Here is a 13820-nt window from a genome sequence, read left to right as displayed (position 1 = left end):
TGCACCCGGCAAGGGAGTTCCGTCAATACTGCCGTCGGGCACTAATGCGCTTTAGTGGAAGGCAGCGATGCGCCGCAGACCGACGATCAAGGACATAGCGCGGCGCGCGGGCGTCTCGGAGAGCGCGGTGTCCTTCGCGCTCAACGACCGGCCGGGCGTCTCGGCCGCCACGCGCGAGCGGATCCGCCGGGTCGCCGATCAGCTCGGCTGGCTGCCCAGCGCCGCGGCCAGGGCCCTGTCCGGCGAGGGCTCGGCGACGGTCGGCCTGGTGCTGGCCCGTCCGGCCCGTACGCTCGGCGTCGAGTCGTTCTTCCTCCAGCTGGTCTCGGGGGTGCAGGAGGCGCTCGCCGTACGCCGGTTGGGCCTCCTCTTCCAGGTGGTGGAGGACGTGGACGCCGAGTGCGCCGCCTACCGGCGCTGGTGGGCCGAGCACCGCGTGGACGGGCTCCTCGTCGTCGACCCGCGCGAGGACGACCCGCGCCCGGCGCTCCTGGCGGAGCTGGGGCTGCCGGCGGTGATCGTGGGCGCGCCGGGAGCGGGTACCGTCCCGTCGGGCGCCGCGATCTCCTGCGTCCGGGCCGACGACGCGGCCGCGATGGCCTCGGTCGTCGACCACCTCCACGGCCTGGGCCACCGACGCGTGGCGCACGTGGCGGGGCTGGCCGAGCTGGCGCACACCCGCCGCCGCGTCGCGTCGCTCCGCGCGGAGGCCACCCGCCGGGGTCTGTGCGAGGCGACGTCCGTGACCACCGACTACTCCGACGCGCAGGGTGCCGAGGCGACCCGGCGCCTCCTGTCGGGCGAGCGTCCGCCCACCGCGATCGTCTTCGACAACGACGTGATGGCGGTGGCGGGCCTGGCGGTGGCGGCGGAGCGTGGCATGTCCGTACCGCGTGCGCTCTCCATCGTCGCGTGGGACGACTCCGCGCTCTGCCGCAACACCCACCCCACCCTCACGGCCCTGACCCGCGACACGGCCACCTTCGGCCGGCACGCGGCCGAGGAGTTGATCGCCCTGCTGGACGGGGGCCCGGCGCGGTGGGTGGAGGACGCGGCGCCGCGGCTGATGGCGCGTGAGTCGACGGCGGCGACACCCGCGAGCCGAGGGCGCTTGTCGTGACACCGACAAAAATTCACCGACAACACCTCCCCACGTAACCGCCGGCGGCCACACCATGGGGGCCGACGTACCCACCTCCCACCAACCGGAGTTCGGCATGCGCGCTCCCCACCCCTTCCGCCGGATCGCTGTGGCCGCCGGCGCCCTCCTGCTCTCCTCGATGTCGCTACTGGCCACCCCGGGCGCGGCCCAGGCGGCACCCGGTACGTACTCCCTGCTCGTCTTCCCGGATCAGAGCCACGGCGCGGTGTACGACCTCATACGCTCGGCCGCGAAGTCGGTGGACGTGACCATGTACGAGCTGGACGACCCCGAGGTCGTGAACGCGCTGGTGAACCGCGAGAGAGCCGGGGCGACCGTCCGGGTGATCCTCGACGCCAAGCACCCCTCGGTGAACGAACCGGCCTACCAGGCCCTCACCGCCGCGGGCGTCGGCGTGGTGTACTCCTCCCCCGACTTCGTCTACACCCACCAGAAGACCATCACCGTGGACCGCGCGAAGTCGCTGATCCTGACGGGCAACCTGGACGCGAAGTACTACGCGACCGGCCGCGACTACGGCGTCGTCGACACCGACCCGGCCGACATCGCCGCCATAGAGCAGACCTTCGACGCCGACTACGCCCACACCGCCGTCACCCCCTCCGACGGCGACAACCTGCTCTGGTCGCCCACGGACTCCCAGGACCGCCTGCTCGCGCTGATCAACGGCGCCCGTTCCTCACTGGACCTCGAACAACTGGAGTTCGGCGCCGGCGCCCTGGTGGACGCGGTGGTGGCGGCACGGAACCGCGGCGTCGCGGTCCGCGTCGTCGGCATGAACCCCGACCGCTACGCCGGCTACTTCGACCAGATCAAGGAGGCCGGCGGCACGGTCGTCACCTTCTCCTCGACGGAGGGCCTCTTCATCCACGCCAAGACGATCGTCGCCGACTACGGGACGCCGTCGGCCAAGGTCTTCGCGGGTTCGCAGAACTTCTCCGACAACTCGCTCAACAACAACCGCGAGCTCGGCTTGATCGTCGACGACGGAGGCGTGCTCAACGGCATCGAGTCGACGTTCAAGAAGGACTTCGCGAACGGGACGCCGTACTAGCCCCCGGTCGACACCCCCCACGTCATGGCCACTCCTTGACCTCCTGTTTAATTGCACTTTGTTCGCAATAGCAAGAGATCTTGATTAGAGGTGTGGGCATGACGGCCCGGTCCATACGGGGAGTGGCCGCCACGGCCATGGCCGGCGTCCTCGCGGCAGGCGCGGCGGCTTGTTCGACGCCGGGCGGCGGTGACAAGGCCGGGAAGGGCGACGACTCGCTCGTCGTGGGTCTCGCCAACGAGCCCGAGACGCTCAGCCCGCTCCTGGGCTACGGCAAGGACGGCAACTCGAAGATCTTCGACGGGCTGCTCCGCCGCGACTCCGCGATGAAGCTGGAGCCGGCCCTGGCCGCCGAGCTGCCGAAGGTCACCGACGACGGGCGGACGTACACGTACAAGCTCCGCAAGGGCGTGACGTTCAGCGACGGCAAGCCGTTCTCCGCCGAGGACGTGGTCTTCACCTACCGGACCATCCTCGACGAGAAGACGAACAACGCCGCCAAGGGCGAGCTCGCCGCGATCGACAAGGTCACGGCCGCCGGTGACGACACCGTCGTCTTCGCGCTCAAGTACCCCTACGCGCCCTTCGCCGAGCGGACCGTCCTGCCGATCGTGCCCGAGCACGCCGCCAAGGGGCAGGACGTCAACACCGGCTCGTTCAACACGGCGCCCGTCGGCACCGGGCCGTACGTCCTCACCGGCTGGAGCAAGGGCGAGAAGCTGACCTTCAAGGCCAACCCCGCCTATTGGGGCGGCGAGCCGAAGGTCAAGAAGCTCACCATGGCGATCATCAAGGACGACGACGTGCGCGCCACCCGGCTGCGCTCCGGCGACCTCGACGGCGCGATCCTGCCGCCGAACCTGGTCAAGGGCTTCAAGGGCGACAAGTCCAAGGTCACCGTGACCGCCCGGACCACCGACTTCCGCGGGGTGACCCTGCCGACCGCGAACAAGGTCACCGGCGACATCGCCGTGCGCCGCGCCCTCGATCTCGCCGTCGACCGCGACGCGATGGTCGACAAGCTGCTGGAGGGCGCGGGCCGGGCCGGATACGGGCCCGTGCCCACGGACAGCGAGTGGTTCGCGAAGGGCACCGAGCGGCCGCACGACCTGGAGAAGGCGAAGAAGCTGCTGGACGACGCGGGCTGGCGGGCCGGCGGCGACGGCGTCAGGGAGAAGGACGGGCAGCGCGCCGCGTTCACCCTCTGGTTCCCCGCCGGTGACAAGCTGCGCGAGGAGCACGCCCTGGCCTTCGCCTCCGACGCCAAGAAGGCCGGTGTCGACGTCAGGGTGCAGAGCGGCACCTGGGAGGTCATCGAGCCGCGGATGAAGGAGGACGCCGTCCTCGCCGGCGGCGGCAACCCCGCCGACCCCGACTTCGACCTCTACAACCTGCTGCACTCCTCCCTCGCCCTCGACGGCTTCAACAACATGGCCGCCTACAGCGACCCCGCCGTCGACAAGGCCCTGGAGGAGGGCCGGCGCGGCGGCGACAAGGCCGCGCGCAAGGCCGCGTACGACGCGGTGCAGCGCGGTCTCGCCGACAACCCCGGCTATGTCTTCCTCACCCACGTCGACCACCTCTACGTGATGAACGGCGACCGGAAGGGCCTCACCACCCAGGTCGAGCCGCACGACCACGGCCTGGGCGCCGGCCCGTGGTGGAACGTCGAGGACTGGCAGACGGAGAAGTGACCGCCCGGCATCCCTCGGGACGACTTCCCTGGGGGCCGATGGCGCGCATGGCGGGGCGGCGGCTGCTGGCCGCCGTCCCCCTGCTCACCGTCGTGACCTTCGGGGTCTTCGCCCTCGCCGCGGCCTCGCCCTTCGACCCGGCCAAGGCCTACGCCGGCTCCGCCGGGCTCGGCGCCGGTCAGGACGTCCTGGACCAGCTGCGCGCGAACCTCGGCGCCGACGAGCCGTTCGTCACCCGCTGGTGGGACTGGCTCGGCGCCGCGCTCACCGGTGACCTCGGCGAGTCGGCGGCGCTGCGCCAGCCCGTTTCCCACGTCATCGGCGAGCGCGTCGGGTGGTCCGTGCTGTTGTGCGGTGTCGCCTTCGCCGTGGCCGTGACCGTGGGAACGGTTCTGGGCGTCCTCGCGGCCCGGCGGCGCGGCGGGTGGCTCGACCGGGCCGTCACCGGGCTCGCCTACACGCTGGAGGCGGCCCCGCCGTTCTGGCTGGGGCTGCTCGCCGTCTGGTTCTTCTCCGTCGAGCTGGGCGTCCTCCCGGCCGGCGGTCTGACCGACACCGGCGCCGACGTCGCCACGGTCGGCCAGGTCGCCTCGCACCTCGTGCTCCCGGCGGCCGTCCTCGCCGCCATCCAGCTGCCGTGGTTCGTGCTGTACGTGCGTCAGGGCGTGGGGGACGCGCTGGCGGAGGACCCCGTGCGCGGCGCCCGCGCCCGCGGGCTGCGCGAGCGGACGGTCCTCCTCGGCCACGCCCTGCGGTCCGGGCTGCTGCCCGTCCTCACCCTGATCGGCTCCCGCGTGCCCGAGCTCATCACCGGCGCGCTGCTGGTGGAGACCGTGTTCAGCTGGCCGGGCATCGCCTCGGCGACGGTCGAGGCGGCCACCAAGGTCGACTTCCCGCTGCTCGCCGCCCTGACCGTGCTCGCCACGGCGGCCGTGCTGGTGGGCAATCTGCTGGCCGACCTGTTGTACGGGCTGGTCGATCCGAGGATAGGTTTCGATGGGTAGCCGCACCTGGGCCCTGCGGGTCTCGGCCGGTGTCATGGCCGCCGTCGTCCTCGCCGTGCTGTTCGTCCCCCTCGCCGTGCCGCTGGACGAGCAGGCCGTCGACCTCGGCGCGAAGCTGCTCCCGCCGGGCGCGGCGCACCCCTTCGGCACCGACGAGGTCGGCCGCGACCTGCTGCTGCGCTGTGTGTACGGGCTGCGCGTCTCCCTGCTCGTCGGCGTGGTGGCCGCGCTCGTCGCGACCGTCGTGGGCACGGCGGCCGGGGCGCTCGCGGGCGCGTTCGGCGGCTGGCCGGACCGGCTGCTGATGCGGCTCGTCGACCTCTTCTCGGCCGTGCCGCACCTGCTGCTCGGCATCTTCGTCGTCGCCCTGTTCCGGCCCGGGGTCTGGCCGGTGGTCGCCTCGGTGGCGGTCACCCACTGGCTGTCGACGGCGCGCGTGGTGCGGGCCGAGGTGCTGTCGCTGCGCTCCCGGCCGTACATCGACGCGGCCGTCTCCGGCGGCGCGTCGCGGTGGCGCGTGACGGTGCGGCACCTGCTGCCGGCGGTGCTGCCGCAGGCGGGGCTCGCGGCGGTCCTGATGGTGCCGCACGCGATCTGGCACGAGTCGGCGCTGTCCTTCCTGGGCCTGGGCCTGCCCACCCATCGGGCGAGCCTGGGCAACATGGTCAACAGCGCGCGGGGTTCGCTGCTGGCGGGCGACTGGTGGCCCACGCTCTTCCCCGGCCTGTTCATCATCGTTCCCACCCTCGCCCTCGCGGGCCTGGCCGGTGCGTGGCGGGCGCGGCTCAACCCCCGGCACCGATCGGAGCTGACGCTGTGACGACGGTCCTCTCCGTCCGTGAGCTGTCCGTACGGTTCCGGATGCCCGGCGGCAGGCATGTCGCCGCCGTCGGCGACGTCTCGTTCGAGCTGGCCGCCGGGGAGTGCCTCGCCCTCGTCGGCGAGAGCGGCTGCGGCAAGTCCGTCCTGGCCTCGGCGCTGCTCGGGCTGCTGCCCGGCAACGCCGAGACGTCCGGGGAGGCGCGCCTCGGCGACGGCCTGGAGCTGCTCTCCGCCGACGAGCGGACGCTGGCCCGTACCGTCCGGGGCCGCCGCGTCGGGCTCGTGCCGCAGAGCCCGGCCGCGCACCTGACGCCCGTACGGACCGTGCGCGCGCAACTGGCGGAGACGGTACGGGAGCTGACCGGCGCCCGGGGGACCGCGCTGGCGGAGGCCGTGGAGGCGGCCGCCGCGCGGGCGGCGTTCCCGGCCGGTCACCTCGACCGCTATCCCCACCAGCTCTCCGGCGGCCTGGCGCAGCGCGCGGCCACCGCGCTCGCGCTCGTCGGCGACGCGCCGGTGCTGCTGGCCGACGAGCCGACGACCGGCCTGGACCGCGAGCTCGTCGACCGCACGGCCGACGAACTGCGCCGCCACGCGGACGCGGGCCACGCGCTGCTGATGATCACGCACGATCTGGCGGCGGCCGAGCGGATCGCCGACCGGGTCGCCGTGATGTACGCGGGCCGCGTCGTCGAGATCGCGGACGCGGCCGTGTTCTTCGGCGCCGCCGGGCCCCGGCACCCTTATGCGCGGGGGCTCCTGGACGCGCTGCCGGAGCGGGCGTTCACGCCCATTCCGGGCATGCCGCCGGAGCTCGGCGCGCTGCCCTCGGGCTGCGCCTTCGCGGCGCGCTGCGCCACACCGAAGGACGCGTGCGAGGCCGTTCCGGCGCTGGTCGACGGGGTGGCCTGCCATCATCCGCACCGCCCGCTCGCCGAGGAGGCTTCCCGTGCTTGAGCTGCGCGGCATCACCGCCGGGTACGACCCGCGCGATCCGGTCGTCCGCGATGTGTCGCTGACCATCGGCGACGGCGAGGCGGTGGGGCTGCTCGGGCCCAGCGGCTGCGGCAAGTCCACGCTGGCGCGCGTGGCCGCGCTGCTCCACCGGCCGGACGCGGGGTCCGTCGTCATCGACGGCGAGCCCGCCCGTGGCTGGCGGCACCGCGCGCCGCGCGAGCAGCGCACCGCGTTCGGGGTCGTCTTCCAGCAGCCCCGGCAGTCGGCCGACCCCCGGCTGCGGCTCCGTGACCTGATCGCCGAGCCGCTGCGGGCGACGGGCCGCCGCGCCGAGGCCGACGCCCGGGTGGCCGGGCTGGCGCCGGTCGTCGGCCTGTCGGCCGAGCTCCTGGCGCGCCGCCCGCACGAGGTGAGCGACGGGCAGCTCCAGCGGGCGTGCGTGGCGCGGGCGCTGGTGGCGCGGCCGCGGTGGCTGATCTGTGACGAGATGACGGCGATGCTGGACGCGTCGACGACGGCGGCGTTGGTCGGGGTCGTGGAGGCGTATCGCCGGGAGAGCGGGGCGGGGTTGCTGGCGGTGGGGCACGACGCGGTGCTGCTGGAGCGGTGGTGCGACCGGACGGTGCGGTGGGAACGCCCCTGACCCCTGTCAGTGCCTCCCTTTAGGGTGACCGCGTGACAACCTACGTGGCGCTGCTGCGCGGTATCAACGTCGGCGGCAAGAAGCGCGTCCCCATGCAGACCCTGCGGGAGCTGCTGGGCGGCATGGGGTGCGAATCCGTCCGGACCCATCTCAACAGCGGCAACGCCGTCTTCACCCACTCCGCCGACGACGGCGCCGACGAGGCGACGCTGGCCGCCCGCCTTGAGGAGGCCATCGAGCGGGAGCTGGGTTTCTCCGTGACCTGTCTCGTGCGCGAGGCGGGTGAGATACGCCGTGTCGTCGACGCCAATCCGTTCGCCGGGCAGGAGGTCGACCCCGCGCGGTTCGTCGTGACCTTCCTCGCCGGTCCGGCCGATCCGGCGACCGTCGCGGATCTCGACCCGGCGGCGTACGCGCCCGAGGCGTTCGCGCTGGGCGAGCGCGAGGTGTACGCGCACTACGCGAACGGCATCCGGGACTCCCGGCTGGCGAAGGTGCTCACCGAGCGGCGGCTGGGCACGGCGGGCACCGGGCGCAACTGGAACACCGTCACCAGGCTGGCGGACATGGCCGGGGAGTGACCACCGCGCTCAGCCGGACACCGGCTCCGCTTAGCATTCGAACATGAAGCTGCGTCTCCCCCGTCCGCGCGGGCGGCGGCTGTTCGCCGCCGTGGCCGCGGTCGTCGTGCTCGGCGGTGCCGGCACCTGGACGGTCGCCTCGGCCACCGGCGGCGATCCTCCCGTGCGCCGCGAGGACCGGTCGATCGTCATGCCCGAGGGCCCGGGCGGGGGCAAGGACACCGTCCGGATCGACACGTCCTTCTTCACGTCCGGCCCGGTCGGCGAGCGCCGCCCGGCGGTGCTGCTCGCGCACGGCTTCGGCGGCAGCAAGGACGACCTGCGGTCCGAGGCGGAGGAGCTGGCCCGTTCCGGTTACGCCGTGCTGACGTGGTCCGCGCGGGGTTTCGGGCACTCCACCGGACGGATCGGCCTCAACGACCCGGACCGCGAGGTCGCCGACGTCAGCCGGCTGATCGACTGGCTCGCCCGGCGCCCCGAGGTGCGCCTCGACGCGGCCGGTGACCCGCGCGTCGGCATCGCGGGCGGCTCGTACGGCGGTGCGATCGCGCTGCTCGCCGCCGGGTACGACAAGCGCGTCGACGCCATCGCCCCGCAGATCACCTACTGGAACCTCGCCGATTCCCTCTTCCCCGGCGACGTCTTCAAGAAGCTCTGGGCCGGGATCTTCTTCACCACCGGCGCCACCTCGGCTCCCGCCGGATCCGCCCCGGCCCCGTCCAGGACCACGGGCGGCCCCTCCGGCTGCGGCCGGTTCGAGCGGAGCCTGTGCGAGATGTACGAGCGGGTGGCCGTCGCCGGGAAGCCCGACGCGGAGGCGCGGAAACTGCTGGAGCGCCGCAGTCCTTCCGCCGTCGCGGACCGCGTCAAGGTTCCCGCGCTCATCGTCCAGGGGCAGAACGACTCCCTCTTCCCCCTCGACCAGTCCGACGCCGCTGCCGCCGCCGTCCGCCGCAACGGGGCGCCCGTGGCCGTCGACTGGATCGCCGGCGGGCACGACACCGGCCTCGCGGCCGAGCAGGACCGGATCGAGCGGCGCACGCGCGCGTGGTTCGACCGCTACCTCAAGGACCACGAGTCCACGGGCACCGGACCGGCCTTCCGCGTCAGCCGCACCGGCGGCATCGACACCACCGACGGCAGGGCGCGGCTGCGCGCGGCGACCGGCACCCGCTACCCCGGGCTGCGGTCCGACACCCGGACCGTACCCCTGGCCGGTGGCACACGGTCGTTCGCCAACCCGGCGGGTGCCGCTCCGCCGGCCGTCTCCGCCGTGCCCGGCGTCGGGGGCGGGCTCTCCCAGCTGTCGGGGCTCGGCCTCGGGGTGTCCCTCGACTTCCCCGGCCAGTACGCCCGCTTCGACTCCGCCCCGCTGTCCGACGGCGTCCACGTCACCGGCACGCCGACCGCGAAGGTGAAGGTCGCCTCCGACACCGGCGAGGCGGTCCTCTTCGCCAAGGTCTACGACGTCGGCCCCGGCGACCAGCAGCAGTTGCCCGGACAGCTCGTCGCCCCGCTGCGCGTCGAGGACGCGAAGGACGGCAGAACGGTCGAGCTGCGGCTGCCCGCGATCGACCACACCTTCGAGGCCGGGCACCGGATGCGGCTCGTGCTCTCCGCCACCGACCTCGGCTACGCCTCCCCCACGCACCCCGCCGGCTATACCGTCTCCCTCGCGGGCGGCGGGCTGAGCGTCCCGACCGCCCTCGACGTGCGGACGGGCTCGGCCGGCCTGCCGTGGTGGACGTGGGGGCTGCCGGCCGGCGGCGTGCTCGTCGCGGCGGCCCTGCTGCTGACCGGGCGGCGCCGCACCACCGCCCCCGCGCCCGACCCGGAGCTGGCCGACGTGCCGCTGCGGATCGCCGGGCTGAGCAAGCGGTACGCCAAGTCGGCGGACCGGTACGCCGTGCGCGACCTGTCGTTCCAGGTCGAACGCGGACAGGTGGTGGGGCTGCTGGGGCCCAACGGCGCGGGCAAGACCACGACGCTGCGGATGCTCATGGGCCTCATCCGGCCCGACGCCGGGGAGATCCGGGTCTTCGGGCACGCGATCCGGCCGGGCTCGCCCGTGCTGTCGCGGGTCGGCGCGTTCGTCGAGGGCGCGGGCTTCCTGCCGCACCTGTCCGGGCGGGCCAACCTGGACCTGTACTGGCGGGCCACCGGCCGTCCCGCCGAGGACGCCCACCTGGAGGAGGCCCTGGAGATCGCCGGGCTGGGCTCCGCGCTGGACCGGGCCGTGCGCACCTACTCCCAGGGCATGCGGCAGCGCCTCGCGATCGCCCAGGCCATGCTGGGCCTGCCGGACCTGCTGATCCTGGACGAGCCGGCCAACGGGCTGGACCCGCCGCAGATCAGGGAGATGCGCGAGGTGATGATCCGTTACGCGGCGGCCGGCCGCACGGTGATCGTCTCCAGCCATCTCCTGGCGGAGGTCGAGCAGTCCTGCACCCATCTGGTCGTCATGGACCGGGGGCGGCTGGTCGGCGCGGGCCCGGTCGCGGACATCGTCGGCTCGGGCGACACCCTGCTGGTGGGCGTCGAGGGCCCGCCGTCGGAGGTGACGGTGGACAAGGTGGCCGCCCTGCCCGGCGTGGCGTCGGCCGTGCGGGCCGACGAGGGGCTGCTGGTGCGGCTCGACGGCGCGACCGTGCCGGAACTGCTGGTGGAACTGGTCCGGCTGGAGGTGCCCGTGACGAGCGTGGGCCCGCACCGGCGCCTGGAGGACGCGTTCCTGACCCTGATCGGAGGCTCCGCGTGAGCGGCACCACGGCTGTCGAATCCGCGCCCGGCTACCGGGCCGGCCGCACCCTTCCGCTGCGGGTGGAGGCGGCACGGCAACTGCGGCGGCGCCGCACGCTGGTGATGGGCGCCGTGCTCGCCGTGCTGCCGTTCGTCCTGATCGCGGCCTTCGCGATCGGCGGCGACCGGCAGGGCCGGGACGGGCGGGTGACGCTGATGGACACAGCCACCGCCTCCGGCGCGAACTTCGCCGCCACCGCGCTGTTCGTCTCGGCGGGCTTCCTGCTGGTGGTGCCGGTGGCGCTGTTCTGCGGTGACGCGGTGGCCTCGGAGGCGAGCTGGTCGTCGCTGCGGTACCTGCTGGCCGCGCCCGTGCCGCGCGCCCGGCTGCTGTGGGCCAAGCTGGCCGTGGCGCTGGCCTTCAGCGCGGCGGCGATGGTGCTGCTGCCGCTGGTGGCGCTCGCGGCGGGCACGGCCGCCTACGGCTGGGGGCCGTTGCGGATCCCCACCGGCGGCTCCCTGGACGCGGGCACGGCGACGGGCCGGCTGGCCCTCTGCGTGGCCTTCGTCTTCGTCGGCCAGCTGGTCACGGCGGCGCTGGCGTTCTGGCTGTCGACGGTCACGGACGCGCCGCTGGGCGCGGTGGGCGGCGCGATGGGCCTGACGATCGTCGGCAACGTCCTCGACGCCGTCACGGCGCTGGGCGACTGGCGGGACCTGCTGCCGGCCCACTGGCAGTACGCGTGGGCCGACGCCCTCCAGCCGCGCCCGGAGTACGGCGGGATGGTCAAGGGCACAGCGGTGTCGGTCGCGTACGCGGTGGTGTTCTTCGCGCTGGCGTTCCGGCACTTCCGGGGCAAGGACGTGGTGTCCTGATCAGGTCAGCGCCCTGACCCGCAGCCCTTCGGCGAACGCGCGCGCCGCCTGGAGGTCGCCGGCGTCGGGGCGCCCCTTCCTGATCCCGCCGACGAGCTTGAACGGGAGCCACGTGTCGTACCCGCGGCACTGGAAGGTGCCGCTCACGTCGAAACCCTTCCGCTCCAGGAGTCGCGCGAGGGAGCGGCTGTGGGGCCGGAACGGGGGCTCGGGCAGTCCGCTGGTGGTGAAGACGAACGCCTTGCGGTACCGGCCGCCCTCCGGGAGCGACTCGACGAACCCGCGCAGCCTCGGGTGGACGTTCTGGGTGAAGATGCCCGAGCCGAACCCCACCAGGTCGTAAGTGGCGAGCTCGGCCGCGTCGATCCGTTCGGGCTCGACGACCCGGGCGTCCAGGACCCGGCCCATGACGTCGGCGATCCTCCTCGTGTTGCCGTGGGAGACGGAGGTGCACACGATGACGGTCCTCATGACGGTGTTCCTTTCGCTTCGACCTCGCACACCGTGAGGACACCGCCCGGGCGCCGGGCGTGACAGGCGAAGGATGTGGCGGTGATCACACCTCTCGGCCCGCCCCGTACACCGGCCCTTCCGTCCGCGCCCGTGCCAGCAGCTCCCGTACCGCCTTTCCCGCCTCCCCCGGTGTCCAGCGGTCGCCCTTGTCGGCCGTGGGACCCGGGTGCCAGCCCTCCATGACCGTGATGCGGCCGGCCTCCGCCTCGAAGACCCGGCCCGTGACGCCGGCCGCGTCCGCCGACGCCAGCCAGGCCACCAGCGGCGAGACGTTGGCCGGGGCCATCGCGTCGAATCCGCCGTCCTCCGGCGCGGCCATCGCCTCCGCGAAGACCCGCTCGGTCATCCGGGTGCGGGCCGCCGGGGCGACGGCGTTGACCTGGACGCCGTAGCGGGCCAGTTCGGCGGCGGCCACGAGGGTGAGGGCGACGACGCCGGCCTTGGCGGCGGCGTAGTTGGCCTGCCCGACGCTGCCCAGCAGCCCCGCGCCGGACGTGGTGTTGACGACGCGCGCCTCGGGCACGCTCCCCGCCTTCGCCCGTGCCCGCCAGTGGGCGGCGGCGTGGCGCAGGGGCAGGAAGTGGCCCTTGAGGTGGACGCGGACGACGGCGTCCCAGTCGTCCTCGCCGAGGTTGACGAGCATGCGGTCGCGCAGGAACCCGGCGTTGTTGACGAGCGCGTCGAGGCGTCCGTACGTCTCCAGGGCGGTGGTGACGAGCGAGCGGGCGCCCTCCTCGGTGGCGATGTCGCCGTCGTGGGCGACGGCTTCGCCACCCCGGGCGCGGATCTCCTCGGCGACGAGCCGGGCGGGGTCCGCCGAGGCGCCCTGCCCGGCGGGCCCCGCGCCCAGGTCGTTGACGACGACCCGGGCGCCCTCGGCGGCGAGCGCCAGCGCGTGGGCGCGGCCGAGGCCGCGCCCGGCGCCGGTGACGACGGCGACCCGTCCCGCGCGGATTCCGGTCATGCCGTTCCTCCCTGTGCCGCGGCGAGGAAGGCGGGGGCCTCGCCCCCGCCGTGGACGAGCAGGGCGGCCCCGGTGACGTAGGAGGCCCGGTCCGAGGCGAGGAAGACGGCGGCCTCGCCGATCTCGTCGGGCTCGGCGAGCCGCCCGGCCGGTACGGTCCGGCCGACGGCGGCCAGGCCCGCCTCGCCGCCGTAGTGCGCCCGGGCGGCCGGGGTGTCGGCCATGCCGAGGACGAGGGTGTTGACGCGGATGTCCGGGGCCCACTCCACGGCCATCGTGCGGGCCAGGTTCGCGAGCCCGGCCTTGGCCGCGCCGTAGGCGGCGGTGCCGGGCGAGGGACGGGTGCCGCTGACGCTGCCGATCATCACGATCGCCGCGGCCGCCGGGCCGGGCCGCGCCCGCAGCAGCGGCCGGGCGGCGAGCGAGACGGCGAGCGGCACGAGGAGGTTGAGCTCCAGGACGCGGACGTGCCGGGCCGCGTCCGCCGCGTCCAGGGGCCGGTGGGGCGTGCCGCCGGCGTTGTTGACGAGGACGTCGAGCCGGCCGTACTCGGCGGCGAGCCAGGTGAAAACCTCCTCGACAGCCCCTGGTTCCCTCAGATCCGCGCTGTGGAAGCGGGCCGTCCGCCCCGCCGCCGTGACCGGCTCGCCGGGTGGGCGACGGGCGCACACCACGACGTGCGCGCCGGTGCGCAGAAAAGCCCGCGCGATGCCCGCGCCCACGCCCCGGGTGCCGCCGGTGACGAGTACGACCCGGCGGCCGTCCGGCTCCGGCCCGGGAGTTCCGCTCATCCACGCCTCCCCCGGCGAAC

At 74.2% G+C, this 13820-nt stretch carries 13 protein-coding genes; 10 read left to right on the top strand and 3 right to left on the bottom strand.

Going from position 1 to position 13820, the window contains the following annotated elements:
• Window positions 1–67 precede the first annotated feature (67 nt).
• The 10 genes from ACX9I7_RS12340 (at window position 68) to ACX9I7_RS12295 (ending at window position 11532) form a co-directional block, all read left to right on the top strand.
• The gene (locus ACX9I7_RS12340) at window positions 68–1120 is read left to right on the top strand and encodes a LacI family DNA-binding transcriptional regulator (RefSeq protein ID WP_459387330.1); all 1053 of its coding nucleotides are present in this window, start codon (window positions 68–70) and stop codon (window positions 1118–1120) included.
• Window positions 1121–1217: 97 nt separating this feature from the next.
• Complete coding sequence (locus ACX9I7_RS12335; protein WP_387567879.1) at window positions 1218–2216, top strand: phospholipase D-like domain-containing protein; 999 nt, start codon at window positions 1218–1220, stop codon at window positions 2214–2216.
• Window positions 2217–2314: 98 nt separating this feature from the next.
• Entirely contained in the window at window positions 2315–3910 is a 1596-nt protein-coding gene (locus tag ACX9I7_RS12330; protein WP_459387329.1) for an ABC transporter substrate-binding protein, read from the top strand.
• Between the two features lie 38 nt (window positions 3911–3948).
• Window positions 3949–4914 carry an ABC transporter permease gene (locus ACX9I7_RS12325; RefSeq protein WP_459387328.1) on the top strand — a complete coding sequence of 322 codons (966 nt, stop codon included), beginning with the start codon at window positions 3949–3951 and terminating at the stop codon, window positions 4912–4914.
• On the top strand, window positions 4907–5734 hold the full coding sequence (locus tag ACX9I7_RS12320; RefSeq protein WP_459387327.1) for an ABC transporter permease: 828 nt from the start codon (window positions 4907–4909) through the stop codon (window positions 5732–5734). The genes ACX9I7_RS12325 and ACX9I7_RS12320 overlap by 8 nt, the downstream gene beginning before the upstream one ends.
• A gap of 41 nt (window positions 5735–5775) precedes the next feature.
• Window positions 5776–6693 carry an ABC transporter ATP-binding protein gene (locus tag ACX9I7_RS12315; RefSeq protein WP_459387338.1) on the top strand — a complete coding sequence of 306 codons (918 nt, stop codon included), beginning with the start codon at window positions 5776–5778 and terminating at the stop codon, window positions 6691–6693.
• Window positions 6686–7336 carry an ABC transporter ATP-binding protein gene (locus tag ACX9I7_RS12310; RefSeq protein WP_459387326.1) on the top strand — a complete coding sequence of 217 codons (651 nt, stop codon included), beginning with the start codon at window positions 6686–6688 and terminating at the stop codon, window positions 7334–7336. The genes ACX9I7_RS12315 and ACX9I7_RS12310 overlap by 8 nt, the downstream gene beginning before the upstream one ends.
• Window positions 7337–7368: 32 nt before the next feature.
• Window positions 7369–7917, top strand: a complete 549-nt coding sequence (locus ACX9I7_RS12305; protein ID WP_387567869.1) for a DUF1697 domain-containing protein — start codon at window positions 7369–7371, stop codon at window positions 7915–7917.
• A 43-nt stretch (window positions 7918–7960) separates the two neighbouring features.
• Window positions 7961–10675: an alpha/beta fold hydrolase gene (locus ACX9I7_RS12300; RefSeq protein ID WP_459387325.1), complete on the top strand. Its 2715-nt coding sequence runs from the start codon at window positions 7961–7963 to the stop codon at window positions 10673–10675.
• Entirely contained in the window at window positions 10672–11532 is an 861-nt protein-coding gene (locus tag ACX9I7_RS12295; RefSeq protein ID WP_126917046.1) for an ABC transporter permease, read from the top strand. The genes ACX9I7_RS12300 and ACX9I7_RS12295 overlap by 4 nt, the downstream gene beginning before the upstream one ends.
• On the opposite strand, the gene ACX9I7_RS12290 is transcribed toward ACX9I7_RS12295, so the two are convergent.
• The 3 genes from ACX9I7_RS12290 to ACX9I7_RS12280 form a co-directional block, all read right to left on the bottom strand.
• Window positions 11533–12003, bottom strand: a complete 471-nt coding sequence (locus ACX9I7_RS12290; protein WP_459387324.1) for a flavodoxin family protein — start codon at window positions 12001–12003, stop codon at window positions 11533–11535. It abuts the gene before it with no gap.
• Window positions 12004–12088: 85 nt separating this feature from the next.
• A complete protein-coding gene (locus ACX9I7_RS12285) occupies window positions 12089–13009 on the bottom strand; it encodes an SDR family oxidoreductase (protein ID WP_459387323.1) in 921 nt (306 codons plus the stop codon).
• Complete coding sequence (locus ACX9I7_RS12280) at window positions 13006–13800, bottom strand: SDR family oxidoreductase (protein ID WP_387567861.1); 795 nt, start codon at window positions 13798–13800, stop codon at window positions 13006–13008. Before ACX9I7_RS12280 ends, ACX9I7_RS12285 begins: the two co-directional genes overlap by 4 nt.
• Window positions 13801–13820: the final 20 nt, after the last annotated feature.

The organism is Streptomyces sp. L500, assembly GCF_054551825.1.
The sequence above is the reverse complement of the archived record's forward strand: the minus strand, read 5'-3'. Positions and strand labels throughout refer to the sequence as shown.